The sequence below is a fragment of the Kluyvera sp. genome (assembly GCF_047971185.1).
Classification (GTDB): domain Bacteria; phylum Pseudomonadota; class Gammaproteobacteria; order Enterobacterales; family Enterobacteriaceae; genus Kluyvera.
This window is the reverse complement of record NZ_JBKDZH010000014.1, coordinates 111,156-128,701: the sequence shown is the minus strand read 5'-3', so window position 1 is coordinate 128,701 and position 17,546 is coordinate 111,156. Positions and strand designations below refer to the sequence as shown.

The window sequence follows — 17,546 nt, the reverse complement described above, 5'->3', positions numbered from 1 at the left end:
TATTTCATATATCGGTAGAGTGGGGTGATGACTTAATGTCTGAACACGAATAATTTCTTTTTACGGTGGTGGCCGTAACAGGCTTAGCGGTAGATCAGGACAGGTAAATGTTCGCGGCTACTGGCCCTTTAAGACCATTGATACGGCAAAATTCAACCCGGAGACCCGGTCTGAGGGATTCAGATTCGTTGGAATAGAGTGCTGAAACGTGAAGTAGTACGTCCTTTCGGCCGTCTGATGGGTGATGAAGCCTTTACCGCTGATGGCATCAAAGCTTTTGACGATGCCTGTCATTTTACGAGACAAATAGAATCCTTGCTAAAAAACACCGGTAAACTATACGCTTAAAAAAATAGAAAGCGAATTTTATCGGGATATTTTAATGGGGGACTGCTGGACGGCTAAAATAAAAATTGCTAATCAGTGCTGAACATGCATTAATGAAATGGTCGGTTTGAAATAACCACAAAATGTAAAATATTCAACTTATTCATTCTCATCGCCAGGCCCTATCGCTGATATCTCCTCTCTTTGAGCCCAACGTACCGTACTCTGCCGTTAGTTTAATTTTGAATATCAGAACTGTATCTTTTGCTTTGGTATGAGTGTGCTGAGCGGTGTGATGAAATGTGGATTTGCTGCATGAAGGGGCGAGGGAAGACAGCTAACTTTTGTAAAACATAAAAAGTGTCTGATGTCTGGCAGTCATCCACAGGATGACCTGCTATGAAGATCGTAAACCTAACCCCACCGGGCAGAGCCACGAGTCCATTCACCTTAAAGAGGTATAAATTATGAATTTAAATATTCACTTCCGGTGTCCATGTTGCCATGGTTCCCAATATCGTACATCAGTATTTGATGTTTCAGAGCGAAATCCATTTGGCGCTAAATGTATTTTTTGTAAGACCAATATGGTGCTTAACGAGGCGACAATTATTAAGCCTAAGCCGTCAGCAGTTTCAGCGTAGTCTTATGTAAAAAGTATCAGCACGCCTCGGTTTACGTTGTGGGCATCAATTATCACGAAAAGTTGAATTTTCTTTCGCAAAAACATGTTTAAGCTTGACCTGTGCTTTTAACCACAGGACCAAAAAATGAAAAAAATCGTGAGTTTGATGCTGTTATCGACCGCTATCTTCACGCCGGTTGCGTTTAGTGCGCCCGCAGGAACACTCAGTGTCCATATACTCAACCAGCAAACGGGTATCCCGTCAAAAGACGTTGCCGTGACCCTGGAAAAGCAGCAATCCACGGGCTGGGCTATGCTGGCACAAGGGAAAACGGATAACGATGGCCGCATAAAGTCATTGTACCCTGAGGACCAGGACATGCAGCCAGGGGTATACAGAGTCACGTTCAAAACCGGCGATTATTTTAACAGCGAGAAGCTGTCGTCATTTTTCCCTGAGGTACCGGTGCTCTTCACCGTGACGAAAACCAACGAAAAACTGCATATTCCGCTGTTGCTAAGCCAGTATGGCTACTCCACTTACAAAGGGAGTTGACGCGCGTGACATGACGCTACGTCTTTGCAATCAGGCCAGCCTACGCGCTGGCTTTTTCGAACGGCCGTGGTTATCGAAGAAAAGGCCGTTTGAGGTTCACCCGATTTTGCGGCAAAGAAATTTGTCTTTAATGACACCATCAAAGAAGCGGCCTTTTGACTTTACGCTCAGGAACGTTTCGTAGGTTTTTGGCGATACGCCGACGTATTGGTAAATGCCTGAGCCGAAGAATTCTATTTCCAGTATTTTTTGTTTTGCATCATAACCAATGGATTGTATTCGTGATGACGAGACGTTCTGACGCTGCATTATGTTCTGATTACTCCCTGCTTCTCTTGAGCCGCTGGGGAACGGACTCGGCTAAAAGGTTATCTTAACGCTTCTGGCAGGATCAGCCGCGAAAATTTAATCATAAAGAGGAATTTTCTTATCACCCTGCGTGCTCTGAAATGCGACGGGCGCTAAGAATTGTATTGGGCCTGTTTTTTTCCGTCGGGCCCCGTCAATGGTGTAAAGATAGCATGATGTCGGCGTTAGCTTTTTCTTTACACTCACAGATATAGCGCGAGCGATAAATCAAAAATCAATTAAAATCAATGCGTTAAAAATTACATAATCCGCTAATAATCTAAAACATTATCGTTAACAAAATTATTTTGTAATGTGAATTAAATTCCCTATTTTTTTTTCATAAAAAGGCGCATGCTTGCGGCGAGTTGAGCCACAGCCTGCCACCCCCGCGCCATACCTCCGTTGCCCGCCGTTTGTAAATTAACGTCCTGGCAGTGAATTTGTCGAACGCAGCACGGTCCAACGCATATACCTACGCATAAAGACGAATGAACGGAATCGTTTTTTCCTTACGCGTTACCCTTGCATTACGTTGCTGGAAAGAATGATGTTCAAAAATTTTGATACCGCTTTACTTCACCCGCGTAACGGGCTGAAGTGGCTTGCACTGGCCTTGTTGTGGCTGGTGGTCCAACTACCTTATCCGCTTTTATATGTGCTTGGCACCTCCCTGGGGAAAGCATCTCGCCGTTTCTTAAAACGTCGTGAGCAGATTGCGACGCGCAATATCGAGCTTTGTTTCCCGAATATGGATGCCGCGGCCCGCGAGAAGCTGATTGAGCAAAACTTTATGTCGCTGGGCATGGGGCTGATTGAAACCGGCATGGCCTGGTTCTGGAGCGATGCCCGCGTGAAGAAATGGTTTGACGTGGAAGGCTATGCCAACCTGATGAACGCGCTGAAAGAGCAGCGCGGCGTGATGGTGGTTGGCGTTCACTTTATGTCGCTGGAGCTTGGCGGCCGTGCGATGGGGCTGTGCCGTCCGATGATGGCAACCTACCGTCCGCACAACGATCCGCTGATGGAGTGGGTGCAGACCACCGGGCGTCTGCGTTCGAATAAGGCGATGATTGACCGTCGTAACCTGCGCGGCCTGGTGCAGGCGCTGAAGGCGGGTGAAGCCGTCTGGTTCGCGCCCGATCAAGACTACGGCCCGAAAGGCAGCGTCTTTGCGCCGTTCTTCTCGGTGAGCGAAGCGGCGACCACCAACGGTACGAACGTGTTATCTCGCCTTTCCGGCGCGGCCATGCTGACCGTCACGATGGTGCGTAAGCCCTGCAAGCGCGGTTATACCCTGCATATCAGCGAAGCGATGACAGATTATCCTCGTGGCGATGAGGTTTCGGCGGCGTGCTATATGAATAAAATTATTGAACGTGAGATTTTACGTGCGCCGGAGCAGTATCTGTGGGTGCACCGTCGGTTTAAAACCCGACCGCGCGGCGAAGCCTCTTTGTATAAAGTGGTGCCGCACGCCAAATAAATAACCCGCCTATGGGCGGGTTCCTTTTGGGTTAGACAAGCCGCATAACCCAGGCGTCGGACGGTTGATCGTAGTGCTTGCGATAAAGAACGGAACGTTCGCCATCAAGTAGGGCCGGGATGCTGGTGTCAGCGTCCCAGGCATCGAGCTGCATACATAAATCAGGGTCGGACTTACAAGGGATACTTAACGTTCGCTCGCCGTGCTGATCGGCGTGCAGCACGGCGTCATCAATTTCGAATGCGCCAATGCGTACGCTGGTTTTACTCATAATGCTCTCCGTTAATCTGCTGACCGTTGTGGTACGACCAGTTAGGCCGTACCTTTTCAGCGTAGTCAACCTGGAGAATTACGCCAGTTAAAAAGTGCGCTTTTTTTATGCACTACTCGGACCTGCTGGCAAAGAGCTTTCCATCGCGCACCAGCTCACGGGGATAGCTGTTTTTTAACCGTGATCCAATGCGCTTCGCCAGCCCAAGCGGGAAGCCCTGGAAGGTGACAATAACGTCATCCTGAACCGGTAGCTGCTGTGGATAGACATCACGGCCGCGATACCACTCCTGCGCTTCTTCCAGCGTCAGCTCATGTCCCAATTTTTGCGTATTAGCCAGTGCAACCACCGCCTCATGCTGCCAGCGGAACCCTTTGTTATGGGTTTCGGCAAGCTTCAACCCGATACGGGAAAAACGAACCTGACCCAGCAGCGGCGCGATGTCGGCAGGGAATAACCACACCTCTTTGTCGCGCTGCCACAGCGTTAGCGCCTCATCCCATTCAATACCCACGCTGCGCGCGGCGCTCTCAACGGCGGCCGATTCGCGCGTTTTCATCGGGGTGAACGGAAATTTACCCACCTTGTAGCCCGGCGCGGGCAGCGGTTCAACGGCGGCGGTCTTGCGCAGTCGCGCCACGAAGAAACCTTCGCAGTCATAAATTTGCGGGAACACGTGCAGGAAGCCTTCTGCCGTCAGCACCTGGTCGGCGCTTGAAAATAGCTCGCCTAGCGGCACAATTTCCACTTCCTGCGGGTAACGCGCCAGCAGCCAGGCGATGACCGACTCGTTTTCGTCGCGGTTTAGCGTACAGGTGGAGTAGACCAGCGTGCCGCCCGGGCGCAGCGCGTGGAAGGCGCTGTCGATCAGCTCGCGCTGGGTTTCGGCGATCGCCTGGTTGCTGGCCAGCGACCAGTTTTTCAGCGCATCGGGATCTTTGCGCACCACGCCTTCACCGGAGCAGGGGGCGTCGAGCAGAATGGCATCAAAACATTCGGGTAAGGCGGCACCGAACACCCGGCCATCAAAGTGGGTCAGCGCCGTATTGCTGATACCGCAGCGGCTAATGTTGGCGTGCAGCACCTTCACCCGACTGGCGGAGAACTCGTTCGCCAGCAGCATGCCACGGTTGCCCATTCGGGCGGCAATCTGGGTGGTTTTGGAACCCGGCGCGGCGGCAACGTCCATCACCCGTACCGGCTCCAGCCCGTCGGCAAACAGCGCCGCCACCGGCAGCATCGAGCTGGCTTCCTGAATATAAAACAGCCCGCTCAGATGTTCCGCGGTGCTACCCAGCGGCAAGGCGTCCTCGTCATCACGCTCAATCCAGAAACCTTCCGCGCACCACGGTACCGGCGTTAGCTGCCAGCCGTAGGGGGCAACCAGTGCAAGGAAATCCTCAACCGTGATTTTTAGCGTATTCACGCGAATACTGCGGCGCAGCGGTCGCTGGCAGGCGGCGAGAAATGCATCAAACGACAGATGAGCGGGCATGGCCTCACGCATCTGCGCAAGGAATTCATCAGGAAAATAGACAGAGTTTTGAGCCACTGGCGAATACCACAAGGAGATAAAGAGCGCGCAGTCTATCATAAAACGCGCCGGTGTCGGGACACCGGCACGTGAGGGGGGGAGGTTAGCGCGGCAGGGCGGTGCCCCATTCGCGCCACTCTTTCGGTTCGGACTCCAGCAGCAGGAAGTGTTTACCTTCCTGCGCTTTTGGCGCCAGCGGCGTGCCCGGCGGCGTGGCGAAAGCGATACCGCCGCGAATGAACTGATTGAAGGTACCGGTTTTCACCACTCCGCCTATCAGACCAAAGTCGAGGCTATAGCCGGATGCCAGCCAGAACACCGAGTTATTACGCACCAGATGCTGGTAGCGCTGGCCGATACGCATCTCGATCATGACGCGGTCAGACAGGCTGCCGAGGCGCAGACCGGTGACGGTACCCACTTCAATCCCGCGGAACAGAACCGGCGTGCCGATGCTGAGCGAACCGGACTCTGGCGCTTCGACCACCACGTTCAGGCCGTTCAGATAACGCGAGTCAGAGATGGTCGCTTCCTGCAGTTCAAAGTCACGGCGCAGCTCGCCGTGGCCCGGCTCAACGTTGACGTACGGCTGTAGTAGGGTATCGAGGTGCTCGACGCCTGCCGCCGAAATTTGTGGCGTAATCACCGAGAAACGCGTACCGCGGCGGGCAAAGGTATTGACGTATTCAGGATAGAGCACGGCGCTGGCCTGCACTTCGTTGCGTGAGGCGTTGAGCTCCAGGCTTTGCACCTGGCCGATATCAATACCGAGATAGCGAATGGGCATACCGGCAGAGAGCTTGTCGGCATCGAAGGCGTGCAGCGTAATCTGGCCGCCCACCGCGCGCGCGGCGGTTTCTGACGGGAACAGGACGCGCTTATCGCCCTTGCGGGTACCGTTATTCGCTTCGCTGATGTTGTCAAAGCTGACCGCGCCTTTCAGCGCTCGCGAAAGCGGTGAAGCCTGCACCGTCAGCCCGCCGCCGTTGAGCTGCACCTTCGCGCCGCCTTCGGCCCAGAACACGCTGTTCTGGGTCAGCAGCGAGCGGTATTCCGGCTTGATGTGCACCGCAATATCAAAAGCGTTAGCGCGCGGCTGTACGGAGGTGATCTCACCGACTTCAAACTTACGGTACAGCACCACCGAGCCGGTCTGAATGTCCGGCAGCGTTTCTGCGGTGAGCATCAGCGTAGTGGTCGGGAAGTCGCTGAGGTTGTTTTCCTGCGCTTTTTCCAGATTGGCAAACAGCGGATAGCTGGCCTTCATTGGCCCTTTTTCGCCCGGGAGAATGCGGATACCGCCGCTCAGCCACTCGTTGGCGCTGGCGCCGAGGAACTCCACGCCGTCGATACCCACCTTCACATCCATTTTGCTGTTCACCACAAACTTGCTGTCGCCGTGCAGCAGGTCCCGGTACTGCGGGTCAATGGCGATGGCGAAGCTGATGCCTTTCGCGCTCAGCGTCCGTTCCATCACCTGGCCGATGCGCACGCCGTGCAGCATGATCGGCTGCCCGGCATCGATGCCGTAGCTTTCCGGCGCGGTCAGGGTCAGGGTCATCACGCCGGGCTGCTGCAACAGCGTCTTATCCGAGGCAAGAACGGTGAAACGATCTTTTGGCGCGCCTTCGCCGGGCACCAGTTCAAACGTGCTGCCGGTGAGCAACTGACTGAGGTTGGTGTTCTCCAGCGACAGCTTCGGCTGATGCAGCTCGATGCGCGTTTTTTCCCGCAGCAGCGACACCACGCTTGGGTCGACGGTCATCTCCCCGGTCACTGAACTGTCAGGGTTTAACGTCATTTTGGTCAGTTGGCCCACTTCCAGCCCCTGATACAGCATCGGCGTTGAGCCGGCTTTCAGGCCGTCACCGTTGGGCAACTGGAGTTGGATCAGTACGCCGCGCTGGCTGTGCGCCAGGTCTTCATACAGGCCAAACTCGTCGTTCTGCGCCGCTGCCTGGGAATCCTGCGGCGAATCAAAAGCAATCGCACCGTTAACCAGCGCGGCCAGGCTTTCAAGCTGCACCTTCGCGCCGCTGAGGCCCACGTCGGCTTTCACGCCGGAGACGTTCCAGAAACGGCTGCCTTTTTTCACCAGATTGGTGAAGCGGCGTTCAATCAGCACGTCAATGGTCACGCCCTGATTGTTCGGGTTAATGGTGTAGTCGTAGACGCGGCCGACCGGAATTTTACGGAAATAGACCAGTGAGCCGCTGTTGAGCGAACCGAGGTCCGGCGCATGCAGATGGATCATCAGCTCGCCGTTGTTGAGGCGATATTTCGGCTGGGTGTCGAGCGCGGTGAAGTGCTCACGCGGCTCGCCTTTACCCGGCATCATACCGATGTAGTTGCCACCAACCAGCGCATCCAGCCCGGAAACCCCGGCCAGAGAGGCTTTTGGCGTCACCAGCCAGAACTGGGTCTCCTGGCGCAGGGCGTCATCCATATCGCTTTTGATGCTGGCGCGCACCTCAATTTTGCTGCGATCGCTGGCCAGACGAATATCCTGCACCGTACCCACCTCAACGCCCTGGAATCGTACCGGCGTGCGGCCGGGAACAATACCGTCCGCCGACATAAAGTCGATGGTGATGGTGGTGCCGCGATCTTCGTAGCTATTCCAGATAAGCCAGCCGGCAATCATCAGCGCGATGACCGGTAATAGCCAGAACGGTGAAATGCGACGTTTTGTTTTAATTCGCGCTTCAGTCTGTGAAGCGGGCGTTTCCTGACTCATGTGCGTCCCAAAGTAAGCGGCTGTCCAGCCATTCAACAGCAAGAATAGTTAATATTACCGCAGCACCGAAATAAAACGCAGCGGGGCCCATTGTAAAGGCGAGAAGCTGATCGCGATTGATGAGCGACATGGTTAAAGCAATGACAAACAGGTCGAGCATTGACCAGCGGCCAATCCAGGTGACGAAACGCAGCAGCAGGATGCGGGTGCGCAGCCCTTGCTCGCACTTAAAGTGAATACTAATAAGTAGCGTCAGCATCACGATAATTTTGGTAAACGGCACCAGGATACTAGCAAAAAAGACCACCGCCGCCACCGCCACGTTGCTATTGGCCAGCGACATAATCCCGGAAAGAATCGTATCGTCCTGACGTCCGCCGTTGACATAAATGATGGAGATAGGCAGCAGGTTGGCCGGCAGTAGAAAGACGATCGAGCTCAGCAGCGCCGCCCAGCTTTTTTGCAGACTGTGCTTACCACGTTGATACAGCGGGGTGTGGCAACGGCGACAGCGCCCACGGGCGTCGGCAAAGCCGGTGTAGTGGCAACCCAGGCACACCTGAAGCGCGCCGTCGGGCCGCGTTGCCGGTCGCTGGGGATAGAAGCGTTCCCATAGCTGCTCAACGTTGAGATGAATCAGCGTCAGAATGCTCAGCACCACCAGTGAGATATAGGCCAGCAGCCCCAGACCCGGCTGCAGGAACGCATAATCCTGGACCTTAATCGAGGCCACGGCGATACCCACCAGGTAGATGTCGAGCATCACCCACTCTTTTAATTTATCGAGCATCAGCAGGACAGGACGGTGATTCATCCCTAGAATATTACCGAGCCAAAGATAGGCGATAGAAATCACCAGCACTGCGGGCGCGGCGACGGTACAGAAGAACACCATCGCGGCGGTGATGGGGTGCCCGCTATCGGTCATCTGCCAGATGCCATGCAGCAGATTGGCGTCGATGCGCACGCCGAGCAGATGCAAACGCAGCAGCGGCTCGCTCCAGGCGAAGGGCATCAGCAGCAGCATGGCAATCGCCATCGCGCCCAGACGAGTTAACGACCAGTCGCGGCCGTCTCGCACCTTAGCGTTACAGCGCGGGCAATAGGCGCTTTGCGATGATTTTACGACCGGTAAGCGAAAAAGCATATCGCACTGCGGGCAACGTTGGTAATGTGCCCACGGTAAAGGTTCGCTGATCGCATGGATTCGTATTTTTTTCGTCGGCGTTATACGTGAAGTTTTCAGTGCCATTTATTACATTGATAAATGAATGTATAACTCTATCTTAACCTAAGTATGGATTCATCTTGAGCCCGAACGCACTTAATGCGTATTTTATAAGGGCATAGGCAAGGTAACGAATCAGTAACATCGTAAACAATAGTGATTGAATAATGAGCAAAACAGAATTTTACGCGGATCTTAACCGCGATTTTCAGGCATTAATGGCAGGTGAAACAAGTTTTTTAGCGGTAATCTCCAACACCAGCGCGCTGCTTTATGAGCGCCTGTCCGACGTCAACTGGGCCGGTTTTTACCTGCTGGAAGGCGATACGCTGGTTCTCGGACCGTTTCAGGGCAAAATTGCCTGCGTGCGTATCCCGGTAGGACGTGGCGTTTGCGGCACCGCCGTGGCGGAAAATCGCGTTCAGCGCGTAGAAGATGTTCATGCTTTTGATGGTCACATTGCCTGTGATGCCGCCAGTAACGCCGAAATTGTGCTGCCGCTGGCGGTGAACAACCAGGTGATTGGCGTGCTGGATATCGATAGCACCGCGTTCTCACGCTTTAGCGAAGAGGATGAACAGGGGTTGCGTGAACTGGTTGGCCACCTGCAAAAAGTGCTTGAAGCCACCGATTATCAAAAATTCTTTGCACCCGTCGCAGGATAATCAACGGATAACGTAGCATTTAGCGATGGCGTCATTATAATGTCGCCTGTTCATGCCTGCGGCTTGTTGGCTACGTCCGTTGTAATCAGGAAATTTCATGGAAAATCAACCTAAGTTGAATAGCAGTAAAGAAGTTATCGCATTTTTAGCCGAACGTTTTCCGCAGTGCTTTAGCGCGGAAGGTGAAGCTCGTCCTCTGAAAGTCGGTATTTTTCAGGATCTCGTCGAGCGTGTTGAAGGGGAAATGAACCTCAGCAAAACCCAACTGCGTTCCGCATTACGTCTTTATACTTCAAGCTGGCGCTACCTGTACGGTATTAAAGCCGGTGCGGTTCGCGTCGATCTCGACGGCAACCCTTGCGGTGAGCTGGACGAGCAGCACGTTGCCCACGCACGTCAGCAGCTTGAAGAAGCCAAAGCTCGCGTTCAGGCGCAGCGCGCTGAACAGCAGGCGAAAAAGCGCGAAGCCGCCGCTGCGGCGGGTGAGCAGGGTGATGCGCCACGTCGTGAGCGTAAACCACGTCCTCCGGTACGCCGTAAAGAAGGGGCTGAGCGCAAGCCGCGCGCTGCTGCCGCGAAACCGGCTGCTAAACCGGCTCGCGAAGTGCGTGAAGAAAAACTGACGCCGGTTTCCGATCTGTCTGCGCTGACGGTCGGTCAATCCCTGAAAGTTAAAGCGGGCAATAACGCGATGGATGCCACTATCCTGGAAATCACCAAGGATGGGGTTCGCGTTCAGCTTACTTCTGGTATGTCAATGATTGTACGCGCAGAACACCTGGTGTTCTGAAACGGAGGCCGGGCCAGGCATGAACACATTTTTTAGGCTCTCCGCGCTTGCTGGCCTGTTATTGATAACAGGCCAGGCCTTAGCGGTGGAAGATATTACCCGTGTTGATCAGCTTCCAGTCCTTAAGGAAGAGACTCAGCACGCCACGGTAAGCGAGCGCGTCACTTCGCGCTTTACCCGTTCTCACTACCGCCAGTTCGATCTCGACCAGGCCTTTTCGGCCAAAATCTTTGACCGCTATCTGAACCTGCTGGACTACAGCCACAACGTGCTGCTGGCCAGCGACGTTGCGCAGTTTGCAGCGAAGAAAGGGCAGATTGGCGACGAACTGCGTTCCGGTAAACTTGACGTCTTTTACGATCTCTACAATCTGGCGCAAAAACGCCGCTTTGAGCGCTACGAATATGCGCTGAAGGTGCTTGAGCGTCCGATGGACTTCACCGGCAATGACACCTTCAACCTCGACCGCACCAAAGCGCCGTGGCCGAAGGATCAGGCCGAGCTGAACGCCCTGTGGGATAGCAAAGTCAAATATGACCAGCTGAGCCTCAAGCTCGCCGGTAAAGACGATAAAGAAATTCACGACACCCTGGCGCGTCGCTATAAATTCGCGATCCGTCGCCTGGCGCAAACCAACAGTGAAGACGTGTTCTCGCTGGCGATGACCTCCTTTGCCCGCGAAATCGACCCGCATACCAACTACCTGTCACCGCGCAACACCGAACAGTTCAATACCGAGATGAGTCTGTCTCTGGAAGGGATTGGCGCCGTGCTGCAAATGGACGATGACTATACCGTCATCAACTCTATGGTTGCAGGCGGTCCGGCGGCGAAAAGCAAAGCCATCAGCGTAGGCGATCGCATCGTCGGCGTGGGGCAGTCGGGCAAAGGGATGGTTGACGTGATCGGCTGGCGTCTGGATGACGTCGTCGCGCTGATCAAAGGGCCGAAGGGCAGCAAGGTGCGCCTGGAGATTCTTCCGGCGGGCAAAGGTTCGAAAACCCGTATCGTCACCCTGACCCGCGAGCGTATCCGTCTGGAAGATCGCGCGGTGAAAATGTCGGTCAAAGGCACGGGTAACAACAAGGTTGGCGTGCTGGATATTCCCGGCTTCTACGTGGGCCTGACGGAGGACGTCAAGGTTCAGCTGCAGAAGCTGGAAAAACAGAACGTTGGCAGCGTTATCATTGACCTGCGCAGCAACGGCGGCGGTGCGCTGACCGAAGCGGTATCGCTTTCCGGCCTGTTCATTCCGTCCGGCCCGGTGGTACAGGTGCGCGATAACAACGGTAAGGTACGTGAAGACAGCGACAACGACGGCGTTGTTTACTACAAAGGGCCGCTGGTGGTGCTGGTTGACCGCTTCAGCGCCTCGGCGTCGGAAATCTTTGCCGCCGCGATGCAGGACTATGGCCGTGCGCTGATTGTGGGCGAACCGACCTTCGGTAAAGGCACCGTACAGCAGTATCGCTCGCTGAACCGCATTTACGATCAGATGCTGCGCCCTGAATGGCCGGCGCTGGGCTCCGTCCAGTACACCATTCAGAAGTTCTACCGCATTAACGGCGGCAGCACCCAGCGTAAAGGCGTGACCCCGGACATCATGATGCCGACCGGTACCGAAGAGACCGAAACCGGCGAGAAGTTTGAGGATAACGCGCTGCCGTGGGATAGCGTCAACGCGGCGACCTACGTGAAGTCTGGCGACATGGCACCGTTCGAGCCTCAGCTGCTGAAGCTGCATGCCGATCGCATTGCGAAGGATCCTGAGTTCCAGTACATCGCCAAAGATATTGCGCGCTTCAATGCGATGAAAGATAAGCGCAGTATTGTCTCTCTCAATTACGCCCAGCGTGAGAAAGAGAACGAAGAGGACGATGCAACCCGTCTGGCGCGCGTGAACGATCGCTATAAGCGTGAAGGCAAACCGCCGATTAAGAAGCTGGACGATCTGCCGAAAGACTATAAAGAGCCCGATCCGTATCTGGACGAGACGGTCAATATCGCCATTGACCTGTCGAGGCTGGAGAAATCAGCTCCCGCTGAACAACCGGCGGCAAGCAAGTAACCCCCAACAGGCACAAGCGATTGTGCCTGTTTTTTTATCTCCCTCATCTTCTTGTCAACAATGATGCTACAAAATGTAAAGTTGTGTCTTTCTCGTGACTTAGCCTGAGGTAATCGTTGAAAATCGGCGGATTGCCCCTACGAGAGGGGTAATCGCATAGTGCGTTTTGTTAAGAAGAGGTTAAAAGTAAATTATGATGCGAATCGCGCTCTTCCTGATGACCAACCTGGCCGTTATGGTTGTGTTTGGGCTGGTGCTAAGCCTGACAGGAATTCAGTCGAGCAGCATGACCGGCCTGCTGATTATGGCGCTGCTATTTGGTTTCGGCGGTTCCATTGTTTCATTGATGATGTCGAAATGGATGGCGTTGAAATCGGTAGGCGGCGAGGTGATTGAGCAGCCGCGTAACGAACAGGAACGCTGGCTGCTGGATACCGTCGCCCGTCAGGCACAGCAGGTAGGTATTGCAATGCCGCAGGTGGCGCTGTATCACGCGCCGGATATTAACGCCTTTGCGACCGGCGCGCGCCGTGATGCGTCACTGGTTGCTGTCAGCACCGGCCTGTTGCAGAACATGAGCCGTGACGAAGCCGAAGCGGTTATCGCCCACGAAATCAGCCACATTGCCAACGGTGATATGGTGACCATGACGCTGATTCAGGGCATTGTGAACACCTTCGTTATCTTTATTTCACGCGTCATTGCGCAAATTGCGGCCGGCTTCCTCGGCGGCAACCGCGACGGTGAAGAAGAGAGCAGCAACGGCAACCCGCTGATTTATTTCGCGGTGGCAACGGTGCTGGAGCTGGTGTTTGGGCTTCTGGCGAGCATTATCACCATGTGGTTCTCGCGCTACCGTGAATTCCATGCCGATGCCGGTTCCGCGAAACTGGTCGGCCGCGAGAAGATGATTGCCGCGCTGCAGCGCCTGAAAACCAGCTATGAGCCGCAGGAAGCCAGCAGCATGATGGCCTTCTGCATCAACGGTAAATCAAAGTCGCTGAGCGAAATGTTTATGACGCACCCGCCGTTGGATAAGCGCATCGAAGCGCTGCGTAGCGGCGAATACATGAAGTAAGCGTTGTGATTCAGAACAGTGCCAGCCCGTTAACGCGGGCTGGCATTTTTTTAGCGTCTTTCCATCTCGCGGCCGTGCGGGGCGGTTTTCAAATCAACGATCTGGCCGATATGGTCGTGATACACCGTTAGCAGGTTGTACTGGCTCATCTCTGAAATCATCTGCGGCGCAATATTAAAACTTCTCGCCAGTTCATCATTCGCCAGCGACGCCTGGCGCGTATGGCGTCGGGCATGGGTCCGGCGACGGTTGTATTGATACCAGAGAATCAATAGCCAGCCGTTGAGCGCGGCAATCAGCAGGTACACCAGCAGGGTATTGAACGCCGCAACGGCGGTATCCCAGCGCTGTCCGCCGCTTTCCGTCAGCTTCAGCACCAGATTGGCATACAGAAAAAAGAGAAATCCGCTCCAGGCGAGCAGCGTTAACGCCGCGTCAAAACAGCGGGGCAGCAGGCGCTGCTCGGTGAAAATGAGGCTATTTTCGTTCATGACATTCTTCCTTTACCACGATCGGGACTCACCCAGCGCGCGCGGGCGCGCTGGCGTTTCAGCATGACTTTCGGGAACGCGACGATGGTGGTGAACATGCCGATCATCCAGTACACCATCGGAAACCAGATAACCCAGAACAGCGAAGCGACGACCTTCTTTTCATAGCGCCGTTCGATAAACAGGCTGACGGCGAACTGCAAAAGACACATGATCCCCAGCAGCAGGCCGGTAAACTCCGGTGGAAACAGGCTTTTGACGGCCAGATTGTCCGGGAGCGGGGCGAGATAGCTAAGCACAAACAGCGCGACCGTCACCGCGTAGGCGAATGCCCACAGCGTAGAGAGCGCATACTCGGCAAACAGCGGCCACATCCGATGATGTTCCCAGCTAAACAGCCTGCGCAGGTTGACGAGGAAGACTTCCGCGCCGCCCTGCGCCCAGCGCAGACGCTGCTTCCATAATCCCTTCAGCGTTTCTGGCATCAGGATCCAGCACAGCGCGCGCGGTTCAAAAAAGATATCCCAGTGGCGCAGCTGTAGCTTCCAGCTGATATCGATATCCTCGGTAATCATATCGGGGCTCCAGTAGCCGACGTCGGCCAGCGCCTGGCGGCGGAAGGCGGCAATCACACCGGAGACGGTAAAGACCCGGCCATAAATGCGCTGCGTGCGCTTGATCAGGCCGATAATCGACGAGAACTCGCCGACCTGAATGCGGCCTATCAGCGTCGATCGCGTGCGGATGCGCGGGTTGCCGGTGACCGCCCCCACGTGCGGATACTGAATCAGCGGCGCGACCAGATAGGCCGCCGTATCGCGATCGAGCAGGGCATCGCCGTCGATACACACCAGCAGGTCGCCCCGGGCCGCCGCGGCACCCGCTTTTAACGCCACGGCCTTGCCCTGATTTTCCGCCAGATGGATCACCCGCAGATGCGGCTGTTCGCGCGCCAGTTGCTCAAGCACCTCGGCGGTGTCATCCGCCGAACCGTCGTTGATGGCGATCACCTCAATATGCGGATACCGCTGCGCCAGCGCCGCGCCGATCGTTTCCCGCGCGTTTTTCCCCTCGTTAAAACAGGGAATGAGGATGGAAATAAGCGGCTCACCGGCAAGAGCGGGCGGCGGCGTTTCGCGACTCCACGGCCAGTGGCGTTCGAGCTGAAACCAAAAGTAAAGCCCGCCGGTGACCCACAGCACGGACATAAACAGCGGCCAGAAGAACACGAAATCGAGAATCAACTCGCCGGTAAAGATGGCCGCGACGCCAAGCGGCAGCCCGAATACCAGTCCTAAAATACAAAATGCGATAAGGCGGTCAGTCATTGTTTGGGTACCAGTACGAAGAGAACGCGGGCCGGATACGAGAAATATCGGGCTGATTTTCGATGAAATCGTCGGGGTAATAGCCATAGTTTTCGACGCCGTTAAGCTGGAGCTGCTGCATCCACTCCCGCAGCTGCGCGTCAGGAACGGCGGTTTGTGGCCGTGAGCGCCAGTCTTTGGCCTGAAGCTCAAAAATGGTCTTGTCCAGCGCGCCGGGGCGGGCCGCGACCCTGCGCACCAGCTGCGCAAGCCAGGCATTGCTTTGCGCGGGCGGCACCGATTCCATCAGCGGCATGGCCATTGGCACCGTCCAGTCATAGGCGGCAAGAAAATCGTCGAGATTCTGCGCAAACCACGCTTCGCTGTCCGGTTGCATAATCGGCAGGGCAAAAATATTACGCGCCGTTTTTAGCTGCGGGCCGCGAATGCGCTGGGCGGCCTGCGTGAGCTGGTGAGTGAAGCCGATAAGCGTCCGGCTTTTGAAACGCGTCCACGCCCGCCGCGCGGCAGGGTGGCGCGCCATGTCGGCGATAGCGTAGGGCGAACCGGTCTGCTGCCATGCGCTAACGGCCTGCGGGCTGGCATCTTCAAAATCGCTCAGCACCGCGTCATCGTGAAACAAAATCCCGTTGAACGGCGCGTAGCGGGCGAGGTCCTCATAGAGATCCGTTATCTGACGGCGCGCTTGGGCATCCCACGGCGACAGGCGGATGTAGGGTTCGCTGGCCGTCAGCGTGCGTCCGTTTTGCGGATCCCAGCGCTGTACGCGGGGCAGGGACGGCGCAAGGTCGAACGCCAGCACCGGCATCCAGGCATAAACCTTCACTCTGGCGCGTGTCTGCAGCTGCCAGGAGACGAAGTTAAACAGATCGGCGCGGACCGGTAGCCAGCGATTAGGAAAATAGAGCGCCTTGATATTGCCGTCGCCCTGGGGATCGGAAAACGCCTGTAAAAAAACGTGGCTGATTTTCATGTCGTAGACCCGCTGCACCAGCCTGTCGATATTGCGGGTTTGCTGGGCAGTATCCGGGTCATAGAGATAGTCGAGGTCGACGTGCATCACCCGCACGACTTCCGGCTCCTGGACCTGGGTGACCATGCTGGCAAAGGCTTTCAGCGATGGGTTTCCGGAAATCAGCAGGCGCGGAATATTGTCGATATCCCGTGCGTTGCCCAGACCATCGGCGAGCGTAAAGGCCAGCTGATAGCCCTGCTTTTTGGCGATATCCAGCGACGTGCCGTTGGCTTCGCCGTACGGCCAGACCCAGGCGCGCGGCGGCTTGCCCGTCTCCACGGCAATTTTACCGGTGACTTTGCGCACATCTTCGCTAATGCGCTGGGTAAACTGTTGGTTGGTTTCATAGCGGCCGGTTTTCCGGTCATAAAACCGATTGGCAATCGCGGGCTCCAGGCTCCCCTGGGGGTTAGCGGCAATGCCGTAATGTGAGGCCCAGGTATGCGCGCCCACTTCCACCAGCGGCGAGCGGCTGACTTCGCGCACCATCTCCCAGGTGGCGAAACGTTCACGCGGCGTCATCAAACCACCGAAATTAACCTTCTGCCCGGCGGGCGTATCGACCCAGCTCCCAACCGGCGCCCACAGCGCGGGAACATTCCACGCCTTCAGCAGCGGCCAGACGCGGGTATAAAAGCTGCTGTAGCCATCGTCAAAGCTCAACAGAAACGCTTTCGGCGGCAGCGTTTTGCGCGACTGATGCGCATCGACAATATCCTGGACGCTGATAGCGTGGTAACCGTTGTGCAGCAGCCAGCCGATCTGCTCGTTAAGCGCGCTGGTGCGCACCGTGAGGTAGCGCTGATCGGCGACATCATCCTCAACGTCGTGATAACCCAGCACCAGAAAATGATTTTTCGGCCACGGCTGGCTGGCGGCCAGCTGCGGGCGATCTTTGGGCGCGATAAATGGTAACGCTTCGGCAGAGCTTGCCACGCTAAGACATAGCCAGCTGATTGCGACCAGGCTGATACGGAGGCTTTGGTTCAGCATAATCAT

General features: G+C 55.5%; 15 protein-coding genes and 1 pseudogene. 7 read left to right on the top strand and 9 right to left on the bottom strand.

Annotated elements, in window-relative coordinates:
- Window positions 1–94: 94 nt before the first annotated feature.
- A pseudogene (gene cspF, locus ACK5JN_RS03205) lies at window positions 95–306 on the bottom strand (cold shock-like protein CspF).
- A 488-nt stretch (window positions 307–794) separates the two neighbouring features.
- Between cspF and ACK5JN_RS03200 the strand changes: the two are divergent.
- Both ACK5JN_RS03200 and uraH read left to right on the top strand, forming a co-directional pair.
- Window positions 795–971: a hypothetical protein gene (locus ACK5JN_RS03200; RefSeq protein ID WP_416868832.1), complete on the top strand. Its 177-nt coding sequence runs from the start codon at window positions 795–797 to the stop codon at window positions 969–971.
- Between the two features lie 126 nt (window positions 972–1,097).
- On the top strand, window positions 1,098–1,508 hold the full coding sequence (gene uraH, locus ACK5JN_RS03195) for a hydroxyisourate hydrolase (RefSeq protein WP_416868831.1): 411 nt from the start codon (window positions 1,098–1,100) through the stop codon (window positions 1,506–1,508).
- Between the two features lie 96 nt (window positions 1,509–1,604).
- On the opposite strand, the gene ACK5JN_RS03190 is transcribed toward uraH, so the two are convergent.
- Window positions 1,605–1,817, bottom strand: a complete 213-nt coding sequence (locus ACK5JN_RS03190) for a KTSC domain-containing protein (RefSeq protein ID WP_416868830.1) — start codon at window positions 1,815–1,817, stop codon at window positions 1,605–1,607.
- Between the two features lie 589 nt (window positions 1,818–2,406).
- Between ACK5JN_RS03190 and lpxP the strand changes: the two genes are divergently transcribed.
- Window positions 2,407–3,342, top strand: coding sequence for a kdo(2)-lipid IV(A) palmitoleoyltransferase (gene lpxP / locus ACK5JN_RS03185; RefSeq protein WP_416868852.1), 936 nt, complete (start codon window positions 2,407–2,409; stop codon window positions 3,340–3,342).
- A gap of 31 nt (window positions 3,343–3,373) precedes the next feature.
- On the opposite strand, the gene ACK5JN_RS03180 is transcribed toward lpxP, so the two are convergent.
- The 4 genes from ACK5JN_RS03180 to yebS form a co-directional block, all read right to left on the bottom strand.
- Window positions 3,374–3,613 carry a YebV family protein gene (locus ACK5JN_RS03180; RefSeq protein WP_163447991.1) on the bottom strand — a complete coding sequence of 80 codons (240 nt, stop codon included), beginning with the start codon at window positions 3,611–3,613 and terminating at the stop codon, window positions 3,374–3,376.
- 112 nt (window positions 3,614–3,725) lie between these two features.
- Complete coding sequence (gene rsmF, locus ACK5JN_RS03175; protein ID WP_416868829.1) at window positions 3,726–5,165, bottom strand: 16S rRNA (cytosine(1407)-C(5))-methyltransferase RsmF; 1,440 nt, start codon at window positions 5,163–5,165, stop codon at window positions 3,726–3,728.
- 85 nt (window positions 5,166–5,250) lie between these two features.
- The gene (locus ACK5JN_RS03170) at window positions 5,251–7,884 is read right to left on the bottom strand and encodes an MlaD family protein (protein ID WP_416868828.1); all 2,634 of its coding nucleotides are present in this window, start codon (window positions 7,882–7,884) and stop codon (window positions 5,251–5,253) included.
- Window positions 7,853–9,136 (bottom strand): membrane integrity lipid transport subunit YebS, encoded by a 1,284-nt coding sequence (yebS, locus tag ACK5JN_RS03165; protein ID WP_416868827.1) that lies wholly within the window; start codon window positions 9,134–9,136, stop codon window positions 7,853–7,855. The genes ACK5JN_RS03170 and yebS overlap by 32 nt, the downstream gene beginning before the upstream one ends.
- Window positions 9,137–9,279: 143 nt before the next feature.
- On the opposite strand from yebS, the gene ACK5JN_RS03160 reads away from it, so the two are divergent.
- The 4 genes from ACK5JN_RS03160 to htpX all read left to right on the top strand — a co-directional run bounded on the left by ACK5JN_RS03160 (window position 9,280) and on the right by htpX (window position 13,713).
- A complete protein-coding gene (locus tag ACK5JN_RS03160) occupies window positions 9,280–9,777 on the top strand; it encodes a GAF domain-containing protein (protein ID WP_416868826.1) in 498 nt (165 codons plus the stop codon).
- A 97-nt stretch (window positions 9,778–9,874) separates the two neighbouring features.
- Window positions 9,875–10,567 carry an RNA chaperone ProQ gene (proQ, locus tag ACK5JN_RS03155; RefSeq protein ID WP_106927728.1) on the top strand — a complete coding sequence of 231 codons (693 nt, stop codon included), beginning with the start codon at window positions 9,875–9,877 and terminating at the stop codon, window positions 10,565–10,567.
- 19 nt (window positions 10,568–10,586) lie between these two features.
- The gene (gene prc, locus ACK5JN_RS03150) at window positions 10,587–12,635 is read left to right on the top strand and encodes a carboxy terminal-processing peptidase (RefSeq protein ID WP_416868825.1); all 2,049 of its coding nucleotides are present in this window, start codon (window positions 10,587–10,589) and stop codon (window positions 12,633–12,635) included.
- 193 nt (window positions 12,636–12,828) lie between these two features.
- Complete coding sequence (htpX, locus tag ACK5JN_RS03145) at window positions 12,829–13,713, top strand: protease HtpX (RefSeq protein WP_416868824.1); 885 nt, start codon at window positions 12,829–12,831, stop codon at window positions 13,711–13,713.
- Window positions 13,714–13,763: 50 nt separating this feature from the next.
- Here the strand turns inward: htpX and pgaD are convergent, their stop codons facing one another.
- The 3 genes from pgaD to pgaB are packed head-to-tail and all read right to left on the bottom strand — an operon-like array spanning window position 13,764 to window position 17,540.
- Window positions 13,764–14,204: a poly-beta-1,6-N-acetyl-D-glucosamine biosynthesis protein PgaD gene (gene pgaD, locus ACK5JN_RS03140; RefSeq protein WP_416868823.1), complete on the bottom strand. Its 441-nt coding sequence runs from the start codon at window positions 14,202–14,204 to the stop codon at window positions 13,764–13,766.
- Entirely contained in the window at window positions 14,201–15,532 is a 1,332-nt protein-coding gene (pgaC, locus tag ACK5JN_RS03135; RefSeq protein ID WP_416868822.1) for a poly-beta-1,6-N-acetyl-D-glucosamine synthase, read from the bottom strand. The genes pgaD and pgaC overlap by 4 nt, the downstream gene beginning before the upstream one ends.
- The gene (gene pgaB, locus ACK5JN_RS03130) at window positions 15,525–17,540 is read right to left on the bottom strand and encodes a poly-beta-1,6-N-acetyl-D-glucosamine N-deacetylase PgaB (RefSeq protein ID WP_416868821.1); all 2,016 of its coding nucleotides are present in this window, start codon (window positions 17,538–17,540) and stop codon (window positions 15,525–15,527) included. The genes pgaC and pgaB overlap by 8 nt, the downstream gene beginning before the upstream one ends.
- Between the last annotated feature and the right edge of the window lie 6 nt (window positions 17,541–17,546).

Coding starts and splice junctions, on each gene's coding strand:
- ACK5JN_RS03200 (WP_416868832.1), top strand. CDS start 795: ATGAATTTAAATATTCACTTCCGGTGTCCATGTTGCCATGGTTCCCAA.
- uraH (WP_416868831.1), top strand. CDS start 1,098: ATGAAAAAAATCGTGAGTTTGATGCTGTTATCGACCGCTATCTTCACG.
- ACK5JN_RS03190 (WP_416868830.1), bottom strand. CDS start 1,817: ATGCAGCGTCAGAACGTCTCGTCATCACGAATACAATCCATTGGTTAT.
- lpxP (WP_416868852.1), top strand. CDS start 2,407: ATGTTCAAAAATTTTGATACCGCTTTACTTCACCCGCGTAACGGGCTG.
- ACK5JN_RS03180 (WP_163447991.1), bottom strand. CDS start 3,613: ATGAGTAAAACCAGCGTACGCATTGGCGCATTCGAAATTGATGACGCC.
- ACK5JN_RS03170 (WP_416868828.1), bottom strand. CDS start 7,884: ATGAGTCAGGAAACGCCCGCTTCACAGACTGAAGCGCGAATTAAAACA.
- yebS (WP_416868827.1), bottom strand. CDS start 9,136: ATGGCACTGAAAACTTCACGTATAACGCCGACGAAAAAAATACGAATC.
- ACK5JN_RS03160 (WP_416868826.1), top strand. CDS start 9,280: ATGAGCAAAACAGAATTTTACGCGGATCTTAACCGCGATTTTCAGGCA.
- proQ (WP_106927728.1), top strand. CDS start 9,875: ATGGAAAATCAACCTAAGTTGAATAGCAGTAAAGAAGTTATCGCATTT.
- prc (WP_416868825.1), top strand. CDS start 10,587: ATGAACACATTTTTTAGGCTCTCCGCGCTTGCTGGCCTGTTATTGATA.
- htpX (WP_416868824.1), top strand. CDS start 12,829: ATGATGCGAATCGCGCTCTTCCTGATGACCAACCTGGCCGTTATGGTT.
- pgaD (WP_416868823.1), bottom strand. CDS start 14,204: ATGAACGAAAATAGCCTCATTTTCACCGAGCAGCGCCTGCTGCCCCGC.
- pgaC (WP_416868822.1), bottom strand. CDS start 15,532: ATGACTGACCGCCTTATCGCATTTTGTATTTTAGGACTGGTATTCGGG.
- pgaB (WP_416868821.1), bottom strand. CDS start 17,540: ATGCTGAACCAAAGCCTCCGTATCAGCCTGGTCGCAATCAGCTGGCTA.